Genomic DNA, 16,196 nt, shown 5'->3' with positions numbered 1-16,196 from the left:
TCACGACGTCTCCCGGTGAACGACGACGGCCCAGACGGCGGGCTCGGCCGGGGGCGTGTCCTCGACCCCGAGCACGTGCAGCGCGCGGTGGGCGACGTACCGGCCCAGGCCGGCCACGTCCACGCGCACGCTCGACAGCGCCGGCACCAGCAGCCGCGCCAGGGGGCTGTCGTCGTGCCCGACCACCGCGAGGCGGCCGGGCAGGGCGACCCCCGCGCGCACGGCCGCACCCACGACGGCGGCGGCGATGTCGTCGTTGTAGGCGATCACCCCGGTGACGCCGTCGTCCACCCAGTCCCGTACGGCATCGGCCGCGGAGCCGTCCTCGTCGGAGACCGTCCGCACGTCGGCGATCTCGAGGCCGAGCTCCGCGGCCCGCGCCCGCGCCAGGGAGGCGCGCAGGCTGGCCAGCGCCTCCAGGCGCGGGTCGCCCGTGAGCGCGACGGCCAGCCGCGCGTGCCCCCGCTCGTGAAGATGCTCCACCTGGAGGGCGGGGCCGGCCCGCAGGGACGGCACCTCGTGCAGCTCGGAAGGCTCCTCGCCGGGCAGCAGCCGCACCCCCGGCGCCCGGCGGAGCGCGTCGAGGTAGTCGCGGGGGAGGGGGACGACCGGGACGACGAGGTCGGGGTCGAGCGTCTCCCACAAGGGACGGGACCGGCCGCCGGCGTGCCGGGCCCAGGTCACCAGCGAGTAACCGGCGCGGTCGAGGACGTGGGTCGCCTCCTCCAGGTACTGGCGCATGCTGTGTTCGACGGGCCAGTCGGGCAGGACGAACAGGACGATGCGGTTGCTGCCCCGGGCGAGCGCCCTGGCGGCGGCATGCGGCCGGTAGCCCAGGCGTTCGGCCTCGGCGAGCACCTTGCGCCTGGTGGCCTCCGAGATTGTCTGGCCCGGCGTGTCGTTGATGACGAACCCCACCGTGGCCCGCGAGATCCCCAGGGACCGCGCGATGTCGCTCGCCGTCACCCGCCGTGCCCGTCCGCCCATGCCCGTCCTCCCCGTTCCGACCCTGGCACTTGCGCGCGCTAGTGCCCCAAGGTTAGCGTCGCGCAGACAGCTAGCGCGCGCTAGCTCTCGCTCACCCCGCAGGACAGAAAGGTCACGACATGACCGACGGACGATCCGCCGTCGAACGGCTCACGCTCGAGGAGAAGGCGCGGCTCGTGTCCGGCGCCAGTTTCTGGACGACCGCGGAGGTGCCGCACGCCGGCGTGCCGGCCGCGCTGCTCACCGACGGCCCGCACGGCGTACGCATGCAGCGCTCCGGCGTGGACCACCTCGGGCTCGCCGACAGCATGCCCGCCACCGCGTTCCCCACCGCGGCGGCACTGGGCTCCTCATGGGACGAGGGCCTCCTGCATGAGATCGGGGAGGCGCTCGCGGTCGAGGCCAGGGCACTCGGCGTGGACGTGCTCCTCGGCCCGGGCGTCAACATGAAGCGCTCCCCGCTGTGCGGACGCAACTTCGAGTACTTCGCCGAGGACCCGCTGCTGGCCGGCGTCATGGGAGCCGCGTGGGTCTCCGGCCTGCAGTCGCGCGGCGTCGGCGCGTCGGTCAAGCACTTCGCGGCCAACAACCAGGAGACCGACCGCATGCGCGTCAGCGCCGAGGTCGACGAGCGCACCCTGCGGGAGATCTACCTGCGCGCGTTCGAGCACGTCGTCCGCGAGGCGCGGCCGGCCACGATCATGTGCTCGTACAACCGGATCAACGGCGTGTACGCGTCGGAGAATCCCTGGCTGCTCACCACGGTCCTGCGCGAGGAGTGGGGCTTCGACGGCTACGTGGTCTCCGACTGGGGCGCGGTGCACGACCCGGTTGCCGCCGTACGATCCGGGCTGGACCTGGAGATGCCGGGCACCGGCGGCCGCAGCGCCGCCGCCATCGTCGCGGCCGTGCGCAACGGAGAGCTCAGCGAAGAGATCCTGGACGTCGCCGTCGAACGCCTCGTGGGCACCCACGACCGGCTGCGGCAGGGGCGCGCGGACGCGGCGCCCGACTTCGACGCCCACCACGCGCTCGCCCGCCGCGTCGCGGCCGAATGCGCGGTCCTGCTCAAGAACGACGGCGGCCTGCTCCCGCTGGACCCGGAGTCCGGCGGCCGGATCGCGGTGCTGGGCGAGTTCGCGCGCACCCCGCGTTACCAGGGCGCGGGCAGCTCCCTCATCAACCCGACCCGGCTCGACGACGCGCTGACCGCGATCCGCGCCGCCACCTCGCGCGAGGTCGCGTTCGCCCCGGGGTTCCGCCTCGACGGGACGCCCGACGCCGCCCTGCTCGCCGAGGCGGTGGAGGCCGCCCGCGACGCCGCCGCGGTGCTGGTGTTCCTCGGCGAGCCGTCGGAGGCCGAGTCCGAGGGCTTCGACCGCGAGGACCTGGACCTGCCGGAGGCACAGCTCCAGCTGCTTGAAGCGGTGGCCGCGGTCAACCCGTCGGTCGCGGTCGTGCTGAGCAACGGCGGCGTCGTGCTGACCGGCCCGCTCACCGACCACGCGGCCGCCCTGCTGGAGATGTGGCTGGCGGGCCAGGCGGGCGGCGGCGCCGCGGCCGACCTGATCTTCGGGCACGCTGACCCCTCCGGCCGGCTCGCCGAGACCGTGCCGCACCGGCTCTCCGACACGCCCGCGCACGTCAACTGGCCCGGCTCGGAGGGCGAGGTGCTCTACGGGGAGCGCCTCTACATCGGCTACCGCTGGTACGACCGGACCGGGCGGGACGTGGCCTTCCCGTTCGGGTTCGGGCTGTCGTACACCACGTTCGCCTACTCCGACCTCGCCGTGCACGTCCCGGACCCGGCGCGGGCCGAGGCCCGCGTCGAGGTCACGGTGACGAACACCGGCACGCGGGCGGGCGCCGAGGTCGTCCAGGTGTACGTCAGCGACCCGGTCGCGGACGTGGACCGTCCCGAACGCGAGCTGCGCGGCTTCCGCAAGGTCCGCCTGGCTCCGGGCGAGAGCGCCCGCGTGGTGATCGAGCTCGACGCCCGGGCGTTCAGCTACTGGAGCACCCGGCAGGGCCGCTGGGTGGCCGAGCCCGGCGAGTACGGCGTCCACGTCGGCCCCTCCTCCCGCGACCTGGTCCTGGAGCAGCGCGTCCACCTGGACGTGGAGCCCACGTCGGCTCCGCTCAGGGCCGACAGCACCCTGCAGGAGTGGCTCGCCCACCCCCGGGGCCGGAAGATCGTCGAGGAGATCCTGCTGAAGGCCGCCGACGGGGAGCCGAGCTTCTTCACCGATCCGGCCAGCCAGGCGCTGATCGCCCAGATCCCGCTGGCCACCCTCCTCAGCATGGGAGCCGGGAACGGCGGGCAGCAGCCGCCGGCCATGGACGACCTGCTGCGGATGGCGGGCTCCGAGGCCCCGGCGAGCTGAGCGGACGGCCGCGCGGCGACCTCCTCGGGAGGGGCGCCGCGCGGTCGATCATCAACGGCTGAGCGTGGCCGGTTCCCAGGCGGTGACGCCGAGGAGGTTCGTGGCGCCGAGGTCGAAGTGGCCGCTGACGCGCCGCCGGTCCGGGCCGGCGGTGACGACGAGGGTGGCGCCGACCGCGGGCGGCAGGGTGGTGCCGCCGTAGGTGTTGCGCCAGGCGAGGGTGAAGCGGGCCGATCGGCCTGGCCGTACGGTCACGGCCTTCGGCCCGGGATCCCGGATCGCGGTGGTGACCTGCCGCGCGCCCCGGTCGATCGTCACCTTCAGCGGCTCGCCCTCCCCGTCCAGGAGGCGGACGCGGGGATAGCCCTTGACGTGCCGCACCGCGCCGCCGCAGTTGGTGAGCGTCACGGTCTGGACGCGCAGCCCCATGGCGGCCGTCGGCTCTTCGGCGTACAGGAGCAGTCCCGAGCCGGCGCAGGACGGGCTCGGGGACGGGGACCACACTGTCGGCGGCGGCTGGACCAGGGGATGGACGGACGGAAGAGCCGTGGGACGGGGCGGCGCGGCGGCGGGCGCCCGCGCGCCGCAGCCGGCCGCGAGGAAGAGCATGGCGGCGGTCAACCAGGCGGTCATGGCGGTCATCGGCATCATCCTGCCGCAGAACTCCCACCCGCCGGGTGCGGTCGTCCGGGGGAGGCGAGCTGGGCGAGCAGCGCGGGCATGCGCTCCAGCTCGATGGGCAGGCCCGCCCGCAGGGCCGCGTACTCCGCGCCGGGCCCGCCGAGCTCGATGAGCTCGCCCCAGCAGTGTTCGAGCTCCTCTCTGGCCTGCCGGAGCCGGCCGTGGTCGCCTGCGTCCCGCGCGTCCCGGTAGCGCGCGCGGGCCTCCTGCTCGCGCCGCATGAGCGCGCTGTCGCCCGGCGCGGGCACGGTCTCGCCGAGCAGCTCGGTCAGCGCCCTGGACTTCACCGTCCGGACGACGTGGGCCGCGAGAGAGCCCGGCTCGGGTTCCACCCCGGGCGGCAGCGGCTGGGTGGCCAGCGTGGCCAGGTGGTCGATCACGACCTCGGCGAACCTCTCGGCGGCGCCCCTGGCCGCGCCGCGCAGCTCGTCGTCGATGATGGCGAAGTGCACCGACTGCAGGTGGTCGAGCGCGGCGACGAGGTGACCCGCGGCCGGGTACGGGTCAAGCCGGCGGAGCATGAGCCCGAGCAGCTCATGGAACTGGGCGCTCATCGCGAACCCGCCGCGCTTCTCCGTGCGTTCGATCCACTCCTCGATGACCATGGTGTCGGGGATGTCCACGGTGAAACCGTCCGCCTGGGCGACGCCGGTGATGCCCCGGACGAGCCGGCGACGGCCGGGGACGGGGACGCCCCCGTTGATGAGCTCGCGCAGGATCCAGGGGTTGCTCAGGGAGGGCTCGGGCAGGAAGCGGTCCACGGTCACCTCGCCGCGCAGCAGCGGCCCGTAATCGACGGGGTTGCGTGAAAGGCGCAGGTGATGCCTCCCGACGCTGCTGCTGACGGTGTCCGCGTCGGCGACGATCCGCTCCACCCCCATCGTCGTCGCCCCGGGCTCGGCGGGCGGGATGGCCGCGGCCCGGCGTACGAGCTCCTCGGCGGACCGCAGGTCGCCGTAGGAGGCGTGCATCAGCGCGGCGGTCGCCGCGACCTCCCGGCGCACCTCGGGGTGCACCCGCTCGTCCGTCGTGGCGCGCAGCACCGCGGCGTCGGCCTCGGCCAGCGGCAGCGTACGCCGCGCGGTCGGCCGTGCGGGATCGACACCGGGGAAGGTCGTGAGGACGTTCGCCAGGGCCATCGCCTCCGCGTTGACCGCCCCGATGTCCCGGTACAGCCGCGCGGCGGTCCAGTAGCTCATGACCGACTCCTCGTGGCGGCCGTGCAGCCGGTTGGCCAGCCCGCGGACGGTGTGGAGATAGCAGCGGTACGCGGCGTACGTGGAACGCAGCGGCTCCTCGGCCGTCAGCAGCCACGGGTAGGTGCTGTCGGCCAGGTCGAGCAGGGACAGGCCCTCGTCCGCCCACTTCAGCGCGATGTCGAGCAGGGGCGGGCGGCCCTCGGCGCGTTCGAAGGGCAGCAGGAGCGTGTCGTCGACGTCGCCCAGCGCCGTCTTCTCGCTCTCGTCGGTGAGCACCTCCACGAGCTGGAGGGCGGAGTTGACGTGGATGTTCCACATGCGGTCGAGCTGCAGGGCCTTGCGCGGCCGCCCCGGCCCCAGCAGGTCGCGGGCGACGCGGATCCGCTCCATGAGGGTCAGCGCCCGGCCCAGGTCGTCGGACCAGGCGCGGCGGAGCTGCTCGCGGCGCAACTGCACGGAGAACAGATAGTGCGCGGCGTCGAGCCGGTCGATGGTGTGGCGCAGGGGGACCTCGAGCCGGCTCTCGGCGTAGGGGGTGGAGAAGAGCACGAGGGCGAGGGCGGAGCCGATCAGGGCGCCCAGGTCGTCGTGGACGGCTCCCGCCGCCGTCACGCAGAACCAGGCCAGCCCCAGCTCGGCTCCGTACAGGCCGGAGAACCTGTCCCGGTTGAGCCGCATGCCCGCGGGGGCCTTGATGTACGTGACCTTGGCCAGCGAGCCCCGTCCGACCAGCAGGTACACGAACCTCAGGACCAGCATGGCCGCCGCCACGCACACCGTGCCCAGGACGAATCCCAGCACGCCGGGCGGCCAGACCCGGACGAACCAGGACCCCGCCGGCCCCAGGGCGAGCAGCGTCGCGCCGAGCAGCCAGATGACCGCGCCCAGCCAGATCTGGCCGCGGTGCCAGCGGGTCAGCCCCGCCGTGGTGATGCCCACCAGGCCGAAGTGCGGGCGGATCAGCAGCACGTACATGATCAGCAAAGTGCTCAGAACGGTGGGCCACGAGCGGGCGTGCGCCCAGAGCACGGCGATCGGCGCGATCGGCGCCAGGATGCAGAAGGTCCTGGCGACGCGGACCTTCGCCGACGCCGGCGGCAGCGCCCCGAGGACCCAGCCGGCCAGCAGCGGGATCGTCCACCACGACAGGTCCGCGAACGGCACGCCGCCCGCCACCATGACGGCGCCGCCGGCCAGCGCCGCCAGGCAGCCGAGGAGCCCGAGCGCCAGCCCCAGCGCGGCCACGCACGCCAGCGCGCCCGGCCCGGCCCGCAACACCGCGGTGTACGGCTCGGCGGCCACCAGGCCGACCAGCGCCCACCACAGGACCCGGCCCGCCCGGAAGGCGGCCACCACCGCGCCCTCCTGCCGCACGCGCAGCGCCAGGTCGGCGTTGACGAGCGTCTTCTCGATGAACTCCGGATACCGGTAGAAGTTGAGGTTGACGGGCATGAGCCCCTCCCTACGGGAGTTCGAGCACGAGGTGGACGGTGCCGTCGGGCAGGGCGGCCGTGAGCTCGGCCAGCTGGTCGCGGGTCACCGCCAGGACGACGCCGCGCTCGCCCAGCACGTCGAGGACCACGGCGCCCGGGACGGTGGCGGAGGCCGCCCCGGGATTCTTCGGGACGACGTGGATCGTGACGGTCTCGCCCCGGCCCAGCGCGGGCGTGACCAGCAGCTGGGGCGGCCCGAGCGCGAGGGCCGAACGCCCCGACAGGCGCCCGCCGGGCAGAGCCGGACCGAGGTCCCAGGGCGCGATCGGCGACCTCGCCGCGACCGGCCGCAGCGTGTACCGGCCGAGCAGGCGGCCGGAGGCGTCGCCGGTCACGTCGCCGGCGGTGAGCACGTGGTAGGCGGGCAGGTCGCGGGCGGCGGCCCCGGAGCCGGGGGACCGCCGGACGGCGGCGACGCCGAGGGCGGCGCACCCGAGGAACACCACGGCGAGCAGGGCGACGAGCACCGGGCTGGTGCGCGAGCGCCGCACCCGGAAGGGCGGGATCGGCCTGGTGGCCACGCTGGGCGGCCGCTCGATCTCGGGTGGCCGTTCGTCGGTTTCGGGCAGCGGCTCGTCGGCGTCGGGTGAGGGTCCGCCGGTGTCGGGTGAGGGTTCGCCGGTGTCGGGCGCTGGGGGCGGGCCCTTCGGGTAGCCGAGGTGGGCGGCCCGGTCGGTGCTCACGCTGCCGCGCATCCACATCTGGTCGAGCGCGGTCCACTGCTTCAGCTCGGCGTCGAAGTCGGCGGGGCGGTCGAGCCCGATGGCGTCCAGCAGCAGCCAGCGGTGCACGTCGAACGCCGACCGGTAGAGCTGCCCGTACGGCTCGGCGGCGCGGATCGCCGCCCGGTAGCCGCCCCAGGCGACCAGCAGGCCGCCGGACAGGCAGAGGAGCACCCCGTACCAGGGCAGCAGGAACGCTCCCAGCAGCCCCCCGACGACCGCGAACGCGCCGCCGAGCGCGCTGATCGTGATCGCGAGCTCCAGATCCGCGGTGGCCAGGGCGAACGCCTGCCGGAACGCCTCCGGCAGCACGGGGTAGAGGCGCGGCCAGGCGGTCGAGGAGTCGAGGCGGTAGCGGTCGGCGCTGTGCTCGGCGGCACCGCGCAGGATGTTCCCGAACGTGGTGGGCATGAGCTGCCGTTCGCTCACGGGGTAGGAGGCCCACCGGTCGTCCTCCTCGGTGAGCCACAGGAAGAACACCCGATGCCGGCGGGTGAGCCGCCCCGCCAGCCGCTCGCCGCCGGGCAGGTCGCGCCACTCACCCTGGTACCGCTTGATCAGGGCGGGCAGCCGCGCGGCGAACAGCTGGGCCGACAGCAGCACCAGCACCAGTGCCAGCAGGGTCAGTAGGACGCGTGACTCGGCGTTCAGGCCGCTCCACCAGCGCAGGGTCTCCGTCCAGCCCACGCCCGCGGCGATCACCGCGCCGAGCGCGGCCAGGAAGATCAGGATCGGGATGAGCACCGTGGAGAACAACCGGCGGTCGAGGGCGCCGAAGAGCGCGTCGAACAGGCCACCCACGTCAGCGCGTCCCGTAGAAGGGCACGAAGTCGTGGCCGGAGACGCAGTCGTAGGTCTCGGTCTGCTGGAAACGGGTGAAGGTGTTGACCTCCCCGCAGGTCCGGCAGCGGATGCGGAGGGGCGGCGCCAGCGACCTGGGCCGGCCGAGCCCGTCGCCGGCGCCCAGCTCGTTGGGGTCGGCCAGGGCGCGGGCCAGCTCGGCGCGGACGGCCGGCACGGGCACGACGCCGACGGGACGCTCGCCGGGATCGGTGAGGACGAGCGCGTCCGCGCCGGCGAGGAGCGCGTCCAGCACCTCCTCCGAGTTCAGGACCACCGCGAGCGGGGTGTCGGCGGGGATCGCGATCGCCGGGCCCGGCCCGGCGGGCCCGATCAGGCCGGCGGTGCGCCCCTGCGCGTCGACGAGCACGAACGGCCGCTCTCCCACCTGCTCGGGGACGTTCTCCCCGCGCAGGAAGCCGGTGTCCGCCAGCTCGGAGACCGGCCGGCCCGAGGTCACCTCTCCCATCTCCACCTCTCAGTACCAGTCGCCGACGAGGACGAAAGGAGCCCAGTAGTACGGGTCCGCGAACACCTGGGACCCGGGCCCGGCGTCGACGGCGGGCCCGGCGAGCATGATCCGCTTCTGGGCCACCCGCAGCAGCTCCAGGTCCGGGGCGCTGAGGCCGGGCGTCCTGAGCGTGTCGGCGAGGAGGCGCAGCGCCGCTTCGACGTCGCCGGAGCGGGCCAGCATGCGGGCCTCCTCGCGGGCCAGGGCGGCCGTCGCGGCGGGTTCGTCGCCGAGGCGTTCGCGTGACTCGCGGGCATGGGCGAGCACGTCCGCGAGCGTGCGCTCCGGCAGCAGGGCCTGCGCCTGCCGCAGCGCCTCGGCCTTGGAGGTGCCGCCGGCCAGCGCGGCGTAGAAGTCGCGCAGCAGCATGCTGGTCGACAGCTCGTCCACGCGCCACAGGGTCACCAGCGCCGACGGCGCGCCCGCGTAGAGCAGGGCGCGGGTCAGCCCGATCAGCTCGTCGCCCGGCCGCCGGTCGCTGACGCCGGTCTCGCACGCGCCCAGCGTCACCAGGTCCACGTCGAGAGTCATGCCGAGCAGGTCCTCAGCGGTCAGGCGGCCGTCGGCCAGCTCGATGCCGGACTTCATGGGCTCGTCGGGGTCGAAGACGCCGTGCGCGCTGAAGTGCAGGATCCCGGGGGCGGCGTCGTCCGCGGCGAGCGCCGCCAGCAGCTCCGCCCGTGAGGCCGTCTTCCCCACCAGCGTCCTGGTGGGCCCGAGCTGCGCCGCGATGGCCCGCGCCTGCTCGCGGGCGAAGACCAGGGGCCGCTCTGCGGGCGGGTCCGCGATGATCAGCGCGGAGTCGCGCCGCCGTCCGGTCCTCTTGGTCAGGCAGTACTGCAGCACGGACGCGCTCGGCGTCACCACCACCGGATTGCGCCGGGACAGCGGAACCCCGTCGTCCACGGGCACGGCGTGCAGCGGCAACCGGTGCAGCACGTCGTGCGGGACGAGATACACCAGGTCCCCGGGGCGTGCCCACCGCGTCACGGGCGCCACCAGCCGGGCCAGCGGCTCCTCGCGCAGCAGCGCGCCCAGCGCCGGACGGCCCCCGCCCAGCTCCACCCGGATCCGCTCGGCCAGCGCGCGGATCTCGGCGCGGGAGAAGGGGACGGTGACCAGGTCAGCCTCGGAGGAGTCGGCGGTGACGCCGAAGACCAGGGCGCGCTCGTCGCTCAGGAAGTATTCGACGAGGACGATGCGCGGCGTGCCGACCGCCCCCGTCGCTCCCTGCATGAGACCTCCAACGCGGTGGATGTCACAACGAGCTATCGATCAGATTGTGACAGCGACCATGCCGCAGGGCCATCCGGTATTCGGGGTCAGTCCACGGAGGTGTCCCAGGCTTCCTGCCGTACCTCCAGGTACGGGGAATCGCGCAGGTCGCGGAGGAGCTCCCGCCACGGTGCCGCCCACTCGGTGCTCCGGCCGCCGGCCTGGGTGAGCATGAGCGCGAACAGCTCGCCGGACAGGTCGCCGCGGGCGGCCAGCCGCCGGGCCGGGGACAGGGCGGCCGCGATCGGCAGCGCCGGCAGCCACCCGTACTCGCCGAACAGCTCCGAGACGACCTGGCCCGCCGTCCGGACGGCGAGCACCGGCCGGTCCGCGAGCAGGCCGGCCAGCGCGCACAGGCCGTCGCCGAGGCCGTCCCCGTCCGTGTCCCTGGGGAGCAGGGCCACGCCCAGCGCGGCCGCCTGGGGCAGCAGGAGCGGCTCCGCGGCGAGCACGTCCATCGCGTCCCCGGCGAGCCGCCGCCGCCACGGCTCCATCTCCTCCGGTCTCATGGCCAGGCTGCCGGTGATGGCCGCCACGCGTTGCCGGGCCGGGGTGCGCAGGTCCTCCCCGGGTACGGCGGCGGCCAGTCTGGCGAGGACGTCCAGCGTCTGAGACCGGATGACCCCGGCCCGCAGCAGCCCCTGGAACACCTCCATGACCTGCCCGGTCGTCTCCGGTCTCGCCACGGCCTCGACGATCTCGCCGAGGTCGCCCCGGTACCAGCGCGCCCACAGGCCGAACGCCTTCGACGCGCGGAAACTCACCCCTGGCTGGTCGGCGGCCATGAGGAGCCGCCGGACCAGGTCCGCGTAACGGGCGCGGGCGCTGGGGGCGTACTCCATCGGGTGGGCCTGGAAGAGCGTGCGCAGCATCAGCTCCCCGGCGTGCCGGCCGGCGGCGTCCCCGAGCGCGTCCAGGGTCCGCGGGTCCTCGGGCATCGTGCGCAGCACCGAGGCGACGGCCACCCGTACGTCCCGGTGCAGCCCGGGGTCCGCCCACGCCCGCAGCAGCACCTCCACCGCGCCGGGCGGGCGGTTGCGGCCGAGCTGGCGGGCGGCCAGCTTGCGCAACGTGACCTTGCTGCCGGGGGCGGTCAGCGCCTCCTCCAGCAGCGGCCCGAGCAGGGACGGGGCGACCGAACGGCAGCAGCGCGCCAGCGCGGCCACCGCGACGCGGGAGGCCGGTCCGCCGGCATGGCCCACCAGCACGGGCGCGGCCCGGGAGGGCTCGCCGGCGTACGCCATGGTCGTGACGGCGGCCTCGGCAAGCATCGTCTCCTCCCGGTCCGCCCATGTGGTGAGGAGGTCCAGCCCGCCGGCGATCCGGCCGGTCGTCTGGACGGCGGCCAGCCGGGCGGCGATGGGCAGGCCCTCGTCGTGGACGGCGGCGGTGAGCTCGGCGCGGATCCGTTCGCACTGGGCGGGCGTCCATCGGCCGGCGTCGCCGCCGTCGATCCGCGGCACCCACGCGGGGTTGCCGAATCGGCCGTCGCGGGGGCTGTCCAGGAGGGGGAGGAGGAGGTCGGTACGGCGCCGGGCCAGGGTGCGCCAGACGGCGGGCAGCGTCAGGGCGGACGGATCCTCCCGTACGAGCTCGACGACCCACTCCTCCCGCTCGGCCAGCCCGCCTCCGTGCGCCCGCTCCGACGACCCAGGGGACGTGGGACGGGAGGTTCGCGGGCGGCGGTGCGGGCGGGTCAGCCACAGGTCGGCGGCCTCGCGGGCGAGCGGCTCCGGCGCCGTTCGGACTGCGGCGCGCAGGTCGTCCTGGAGCTCGGCGAGCGCCCATGCGCGACGGCCGAGCGCGTGGGCCAGAGCCACGGCCAGGGCGAAGTCCTCCCGCTCGCGCGCGGCGCGAAGGTGCGGTCGCAGCACCGCGAGCAGGTCGTGCTCCTGCCCCGCGCGCAGCACCAGGTCCAGCCGGTGCGGCTCCGCGACCTGGCCGGAGGAGTGAGAGCGGCGGCGACGGACGGGGGAGTGCCGGGGCTCCCGCGCGGGCAGACCGCTCGCGCCGTGCCGAGCCACGAGCCTGCCGTACGTGTCCAGCGCCCACGCCGTCAGCGCGGGCGCGGTGGCCGGGTCGTGGTGCCGCAGGACCCGTCCGGCCAGGCTCCGGAGCGCCTCCTGGGTGGCGGGGGAGGAGTCCGGGGCCTCGACGGCGTCGGCCGCGACGCGTTCCAGCGTTCCGGCACAGGAGTCGTCGAGCAGCGCGGGCGGCACGTCGCCCAGAGCGGTCAGCAGCTCCCGGCGGAGCGGGTCCTGTTCGTTGGCGGTGCGCAGCGCCAGGTCGAACAGGAGCGCGTGCAGCGCCGCCCGGTCCCGGGTGCGGGCCGTGGCCTGGAGCAGCAGCGTCCTGGCCGGCCCGCGCCGCCGCGGGTCCCCGCCCACGGCGGCCTCGCGCAGCGGGCCGACTGCCTCCTCATAGGGCAGGTACGAGGTGAGCTTCAGCGGGATGTCCGGATCGTCCAGGCGGGAACGGGCCGAGTGCCACACCGACTCGTGCCAGGCCAGCATGCGCCGGGCCTCGGCCGCCGCCACCTCGGCAGGCAGCCGGCTGAGCAACGGCATCGCCCACAACTCGGTCGAACCGCCCCTGCGCGCGGCCACCGCCTCGAAGATCGCGGCCCGGCGGGCGGGCGGCAGGGAGTGCAGCACCGGGCCGAGCCGGCGTCCGGACGAGGCCAGACGCAGGATCTCCGCGTCCGAACCCGACCGCAGGTGGCGGAGCACCGCTTTCGGCGGCCCCGCCCAGCCCGCCACAACCGGGTCGGCGAACACCTTCCCGGCCCGCACGGCGTCCACCTTGAACAGCGCGTTCACGACCGGGGCGGGAAGCTCGCTCAGGCAGTGACGCAGCTCGTGCTGTTCCAACAGGGCCAGCATCCGAGCGGCCGGCATCTGGGCTGCTGGGATTCGGGCTGCCGCCATTTGGCCCGGCGGCATCTGGGCCGCCGGCATCTGGCTGGCTGGCACCTGGGTCGGTGGCATCTGGGCCGTCGGCATGTGGGCCGGCTCGGCGAGGGCCGCGAGCACCACGCCCGCGCCCCGGCGCCGCCACCAGCTCCACGCGTGCACGCCACTGTCCAGTTCGAGCTCGGCCACCGTCATGACCGCGCCCGGGTGCCGCTTGGCCAGCGCCGTCCAGGACGTCACCGCGTGCGCGACGTCCGGCAGCCATCGCGAGACGGTCCCGGCGCCGCAGGCCGGCAGCAGCGCCGCCGCCTCGCGCGCTCCCCACTGGGCGTGGACGTCCGGCAGGAGCGATTCGGCCAGCGCTTCCCGGCGGGCCAGCGCCAGCGTGCGATACAGCGCGAACCGCAGCACGGCCGACGCGTCCTGGAACGCCGCGGCCACCGCCGGATCCGGCACGGGCAGGGTGCGCACCGCACGCAGCGCCGCGCGCCGCAGCCCCATGTCCGGTCCCGCGAGAACTTCCTTGATGTGATCGAGGTCGCGTGCCGCCATGGCCACGTGCAGCGCCATGCGCCGGGCGTACCGATCCTGCGCGGACAGATCATCCAGGAGCACCCGCAGCCGGGAGGTGCCGGCCAGCCGACGGGCGTGGAGCGCGAGCGCCCGCATGCGTCGCGGATAGGGGAGCGGCGCGAGACGCGCCAGCAAGGCGGCGGCGGGGATGTCGAGGGCCGGCTCCTCGGCCGGCTCCAGGGGCCTCAACGGGCTGGGCGGAGATCGCCCTTTCCACTAGTCATGCCGACGATAGTGGCCGATCACCTCCCCGCCACGCAAGTCCGGCCGCTCAAGGTCGGATCCGGGCCGGGCCAGGTCGCGGTTCGGCTCCGCGACATCGGCATCCGGCACCGCCCCGCGCACCGGCCGGACCCGCTCGCCGACGATCAGGACCTGCCCCACCCCGCGGCCGCGGTCCTGCGAGACGGCTGTGTGGGGTAGGACTTGCCGGGTGAGTGATGTGCCGTGCCAGTGGCTGCTCGCCCTGCGGGCGCGGGGCGGCGGGCACCCGCCCGCGGCGTCCCCCGCCACCCTGCTCGTGGCCCGCGACTCCGTTGGGGAGGGGCCGACGGGGTGGGCGGTGGAGACGGCCGTGTGGATGACGCGGGAGGTCATCCGGCAGGTACCCGGCTACGGCGGCGGGCGGACGCCGTTCGAGACGTTGCGGCGTTCCGTGGAGGCCAGCGTGCTGGCCGCGCTGACCGGGCTGCTGCTGGACATCCGCCCGTCCCCGGAGATGGTGCCGATGGAGGCCGTGGAGGGCAACGCGGAGCTGGTACGGCGCGGAGTGCCGCTGGACCAGGTGCTGCGCGGGGTACGGATCGGGCACGCGTGCCTGCACCAGCGACTGATGGACGCCATCGAGGCCGAGCCCGCCCCCGTGCGGCTGGCCGAGAGCCACCGGGTGAGCGAACTGCTGTTCTCCTACGCCGACGCGCACGCCAGCCGGATGGCCGAGGAGTACATCGCCGAACGGGACCGCTGGCAGGCCAGCACGGAGGCCGCGCGGCGCCGGATCGTGGACGACATCCTGGGCGGGCGGCGCGTCGACCCGGAGGCGGCGAGCCGGACCCTGGGCTACGAGGTGGCCCGGCACCACCTCGCCTTCGTGGTGACCGCCGATGGGCTCGACACCCCGGCCGAGGTGCTGCGGCGCTTCGCCGCGGAGGTCGGCCGGGCGGCGGGCGGGCAGGGGGTGCTGACCGTGCAGGCGGGCCCGTCGGACGTGTGGGCCTGGACGGCCCGGCCGTCACCGGCCCTCCCCGCGCTGGAGATCCGGGTGCCGGAGGGGCTGCGGCTGGCGGTGGGGCCGCTCGCGTACGGGGTGGCCGGGTTCCGCCGCAGCCATCTGGGGGCGCGGGAGGCGCAGGACTTCCTCGGCGGGCAGACGCGGCTGTGCCGGCACGCCGACATCCGGGTGCGGTCCCTGCTGGCCGCCGGGGGAGAGCGGGCCCGCTGGTTCGCCGAGGAGACGCTGGGCGCGCTGCTCGGCGGGGACCGGCGGACGGCGGACCTGCGCGAAACGCTGCGCGTCTACCTGGCCGCCGGCCGCAGCCCGCAACGCGCGGCCAACCTGCTGCACGTCTCCCGCAACACCGTGTCCTACCGGATCAAGCGGGCCGAGGAACTGCTCGGGCACGCCCTGCCGGACGATCTGCTGGAGCTGCGCCTGGCCCTGGAGATCGCCCGTACCCTGCCCTGAGCCCAATCACAGCCTCGTTGTTTGGGCGGTGAGCACAAGCGACCGGGGCCGGAGCCCTCGTTGAATCGGCGTGACGAGCCGATGACGAAGGGAAGCTCATGCGGATTGCCAACCTCGCCGGCCGGGCGGTGCTCCTCGCCGACGGCGGCGCGATCGACATCGAGCAGGCCGGAGGCGGGCGCTTTCCCGCCGATCCGCAGGCGCTGTTCGAGCGCTGGGACGAATTGCGGTCCTGGAGCACCGACGCCGAGCCGGTGCCGTTCGAGGAGGCGGAGCTGGGGGCGCCGGCGCCCGCGCCGCGCCAGGTGTTCGCGATCGGGGTGAACTACCGCGATCACGCCGCGGAGTCGAAGATCGAGCCGGGCGCCAGGCCACCGGTGTTCACCAAGTTCGTCTCCTGCCTGGCCGGTCAGGACGCGGTCGTCACGCTGCCGGAGGGCGGGCTGACCGACTGGGAGGTGGAGCTGGTCGCGGTGATCGGCCGGTACGCCCACCGCGTGGCCGCGGCCGACGCCTGGCGGCACGTGGCCGGGCTGACGGTGGGGCAGGACCTGTCGGAACGGCTCACCCAGCTCGCGCCGCCGCAGCCGCAGCAGTTCTCCCTCGGCAAGTCCTTCCCCGGGTTCGGGCCGATGGGGCCGTGGCTGGTCACCCCGGACGAGTTCGCCGACCCCGACGACCTGGAGATCGCCTGCCATCTGGACGGCGAGCGCATGCAGCACGCCCGTACCAGTCAGATGATCTTCTCGGTGCCCGAGCTGGTCGAGAAGCTGTCGTCGGTGATCCCGCTGCTGCCCGGCGACGTCATCTTCACCGGCACCCCGGGCGGGATCGGCGGCACGCGTACCCCGGCCCGCTTCCTGGCCCCGGGCGAGCGCCTGCACAGCACGATCGAGGGCATCGGCACCCTCCGGACCACCTTCAGGGGAGCCTGA

General features: G+C 74.9%; 11 protein-coding genes. 4 read left to right on the top strand and 7 right to left on the bottom strand.

From position 1 onward, the window contains the following. Nucleotides 1-987, bottom strand: a complete 987-nt coding sequence (locus tag ABZS69_RS28605) for a LacI family DNA-binding transcriptional regulator (RefSeq protein WP_355377942.1) — start codon at nt 985-987, stop codon at nt 1-3. Nucleotides 988-1,106: 119 nt separating this feature from the next. Here ABZS69_RS28605 and ABZS69_RS28600 point away from each other — a divergent pair, with 119 nt between their 5' ends. Beyond that, the gene (locus ABZS69_RS28600) at nt 1,107-3,371 is read left to right on the top strand and encodes a glycoside hydrolase family 3 C-terminal domain-containing protein (protein ID WP_355377940.1); all 2,265 of its coding nucleotides are present in this window, start codon (nt 1,107-1,109) and stop codon (nt 3,369-3,371) included. Nucleotides 3,372-3,422: 51 nt separating this feature from the next. Here ABZS69_RS28600 and ABZS69_RS28595 read toward each other — a convergent pair whose 3' ends face one another. The 6 genes from ABZS69_RS28595 to ABZS69_RS28570 all read right to left on the bottom strand — a co-directional run bounded on the left by ABZS69_RS28595 (nt 3,423) and on the right by ABZS69_RS28570 (nt 13,766). Continuing rightward, nucleotides 3,423-4,013: a DUF4232 domain-containing protein gene (locus tag ABZS69_RS28595; RefSeq protein ID WP_355377939.1), complete on the bottom strand. Its 591-nt coding sequence runs from the start codon at nt 4,011-4,013 to the stop codon at nt 3,423-3,425. A 5-nt stretch (nt 4,014-4,018) separates the two neighbouring features. Further along, complete coding sequence (locus ABZS69_RS28590) at nt 4,019-6,703, bottom strand: hypothetical protein (RefSeq protein WP_355377938.1); 2,685 nt, start codon at nt 6,701-6,703, stop codon at nt 4,019-4,021. A 10-nt stretch (nt 6,704-6,713) separates the two neighbouring features. After that, a complete protein-coding gene (locus tag ABZS69_RS28585; protein ID WP_355377936.1) occupies nt 6,714-8,267 on the bottom strand; it encodes a hypothetical protein in 1,554 nt (517 codons plus the stop codon). Nucleotide 8,268: 1 nt separating this feature from the next. Next, complete coding sequence (locus ABZS69_RS28580; protein ID WP_355377935.1) at nt 8,269-8,775, bottom strand: hypothetical protein; 507 nt, start codon at nt 8,773-8,775, stop codon at nt 8,269-8,271. Between the two features lie 9 nt (nt 8,776-8,784). Beyond that, nucleotides 8,785-10,053, bottom strand: coding sequence for a CHAT domain-containing protein (locus tag ABZS69_RS28575; protein WP_355377934.1), 1,269 nt, complete (start codon nt 10,051-10,053; stop codon nt 8,785-8,787). 86 nt (nt 10,054-10,139) lie between these two features. Next, nucleotides 10,140-13,766, bottom strand: a complete 3,627-nt coding sequence (locus ABZS69_RS28570) for a hypothetical protein (RefSeq protein WP_355377933.1) — start codon at nt 13,764-13,766, stop codon at nt 10,140-10,142. 33 nt (nt 13,767-13,799) lie between these two features. Between ABZS69_RS28570 and ABZS69_RS28565 the strand changes: the two genes are divergently transcribed. The 3 genes from ABZS69_RS28565 to ABZS69_RS28555 all read left to right on the top strand — a co-directional run bounded on the left by ABZS69_RS28565 (nt 13,800) and on the right by ABZS69_RS28555 (nt 16,196). After that, nucleotides 13,800-14,000 carry a hypothetical protein gene (locus ABZS69_RS28565; protein WP_355377931.1) on the top strand — a complete coding sequence of 67 codons (201 nt, stop codon included), beginning with the start codon at nt 13,800-13,802 and terminating at the stop codon, nt 13,998-14,000. Between the two features lie 10 nt (nt 14,001-14,010). After that, entirely contained in the window at nt 14,011-15,261 is a 1,251-nt protein-coding gene (locus ABZS69_RS28560; protein WP_355377930.1) for a helix-turn-helix domain-containing protein, read from the top strand. A gap of 98 nt (nt 15,262-15,359) precedes the next feature. After that, on the top strand, nt 15,360-16,196 hold the full coding sequence (locus ABZS69_RS28555) for a fumarylacetoacetate hydrolase family protein (RefSeq protein WP_355377927.1): 837 nt from the start codon (nt 15,360-15,362) through the stop codon (nt 16,194-16,196).

The organism is Nonomuraea sp. NPDC005650 (genome assembly GCF_040605375.1).
Taxonomy (GTDB): domain Bacteria; phylum Actinomycetota; class Actinomycetes; order Streptosporangiales; family Streptosporangiaceae; genus Nonomuraea.
This window is presented reverse-complemented; position numbering and strand designations above follow the sequence as displayed.

Excerpts from the sequence above, each read along its gene's own strand:
- ABZS69_RS28605 (WP_355377942.1), bottom strand. The coding sequence starts at position 987 with ATGGGCGGACGGGCACGGCGGGTGACGGCGAGCGACATCGCGCGGTCC.
- ABZS69_RS28600 (WP_355377940.1), top strand. The coding sequence starts at position 1,107 with ATGACCGACGGACGATCCGCCGTCGAACGGCTCACGCTCGAGGAGAAG.
- ABZS69_RS28595 (WP_355377939.1), bottom strand. The coding sequence starts at position 4,013 with ATGACCGCCATGACCGCCTGGTTGACCGCCGCCATGCTCTTCCTCGCG.
- ABZS69_RS28590 (WP_355377938.1), bottom strand. The coding sequence starts at position 6,703 with ATGCCCGTCAACCTCAACTTCTACCGGTATCCGGAGTTCATCGAGAAG.
- ABZS69_RS28580 (WP_355377935.1), bottom strand. The coding sequence starts at position 8,775 with ATGGGAGAGGTGACCTCGGGCCGGCCGGTCTCCGAGCTGGCGGACACC.
- ABZS69_RS28575 (WP_355377934.1), bottom strand. The coding sequence starts at position 10,053 with ATGCAGGGAGCGACGGGGGCGGTCGGCACGCCGCGCATCGTCCTCGTC.
- ABZS69_RS28565 (WP_355377931.1), top strand. The coding sequence starts at position 13,800 with ATGCCGACGATAGTGGCCGATCACCTCCCCGCCACGCAAGTCCGGCCG.
- ABZS69_RS28555 (WP_355377927.1), top strand. The coding sequence starts at position 15,360 with ATGCGGATTGCCAACCTCGCCGGCCGGGCGGTGCTCCTCGCCGACGGC.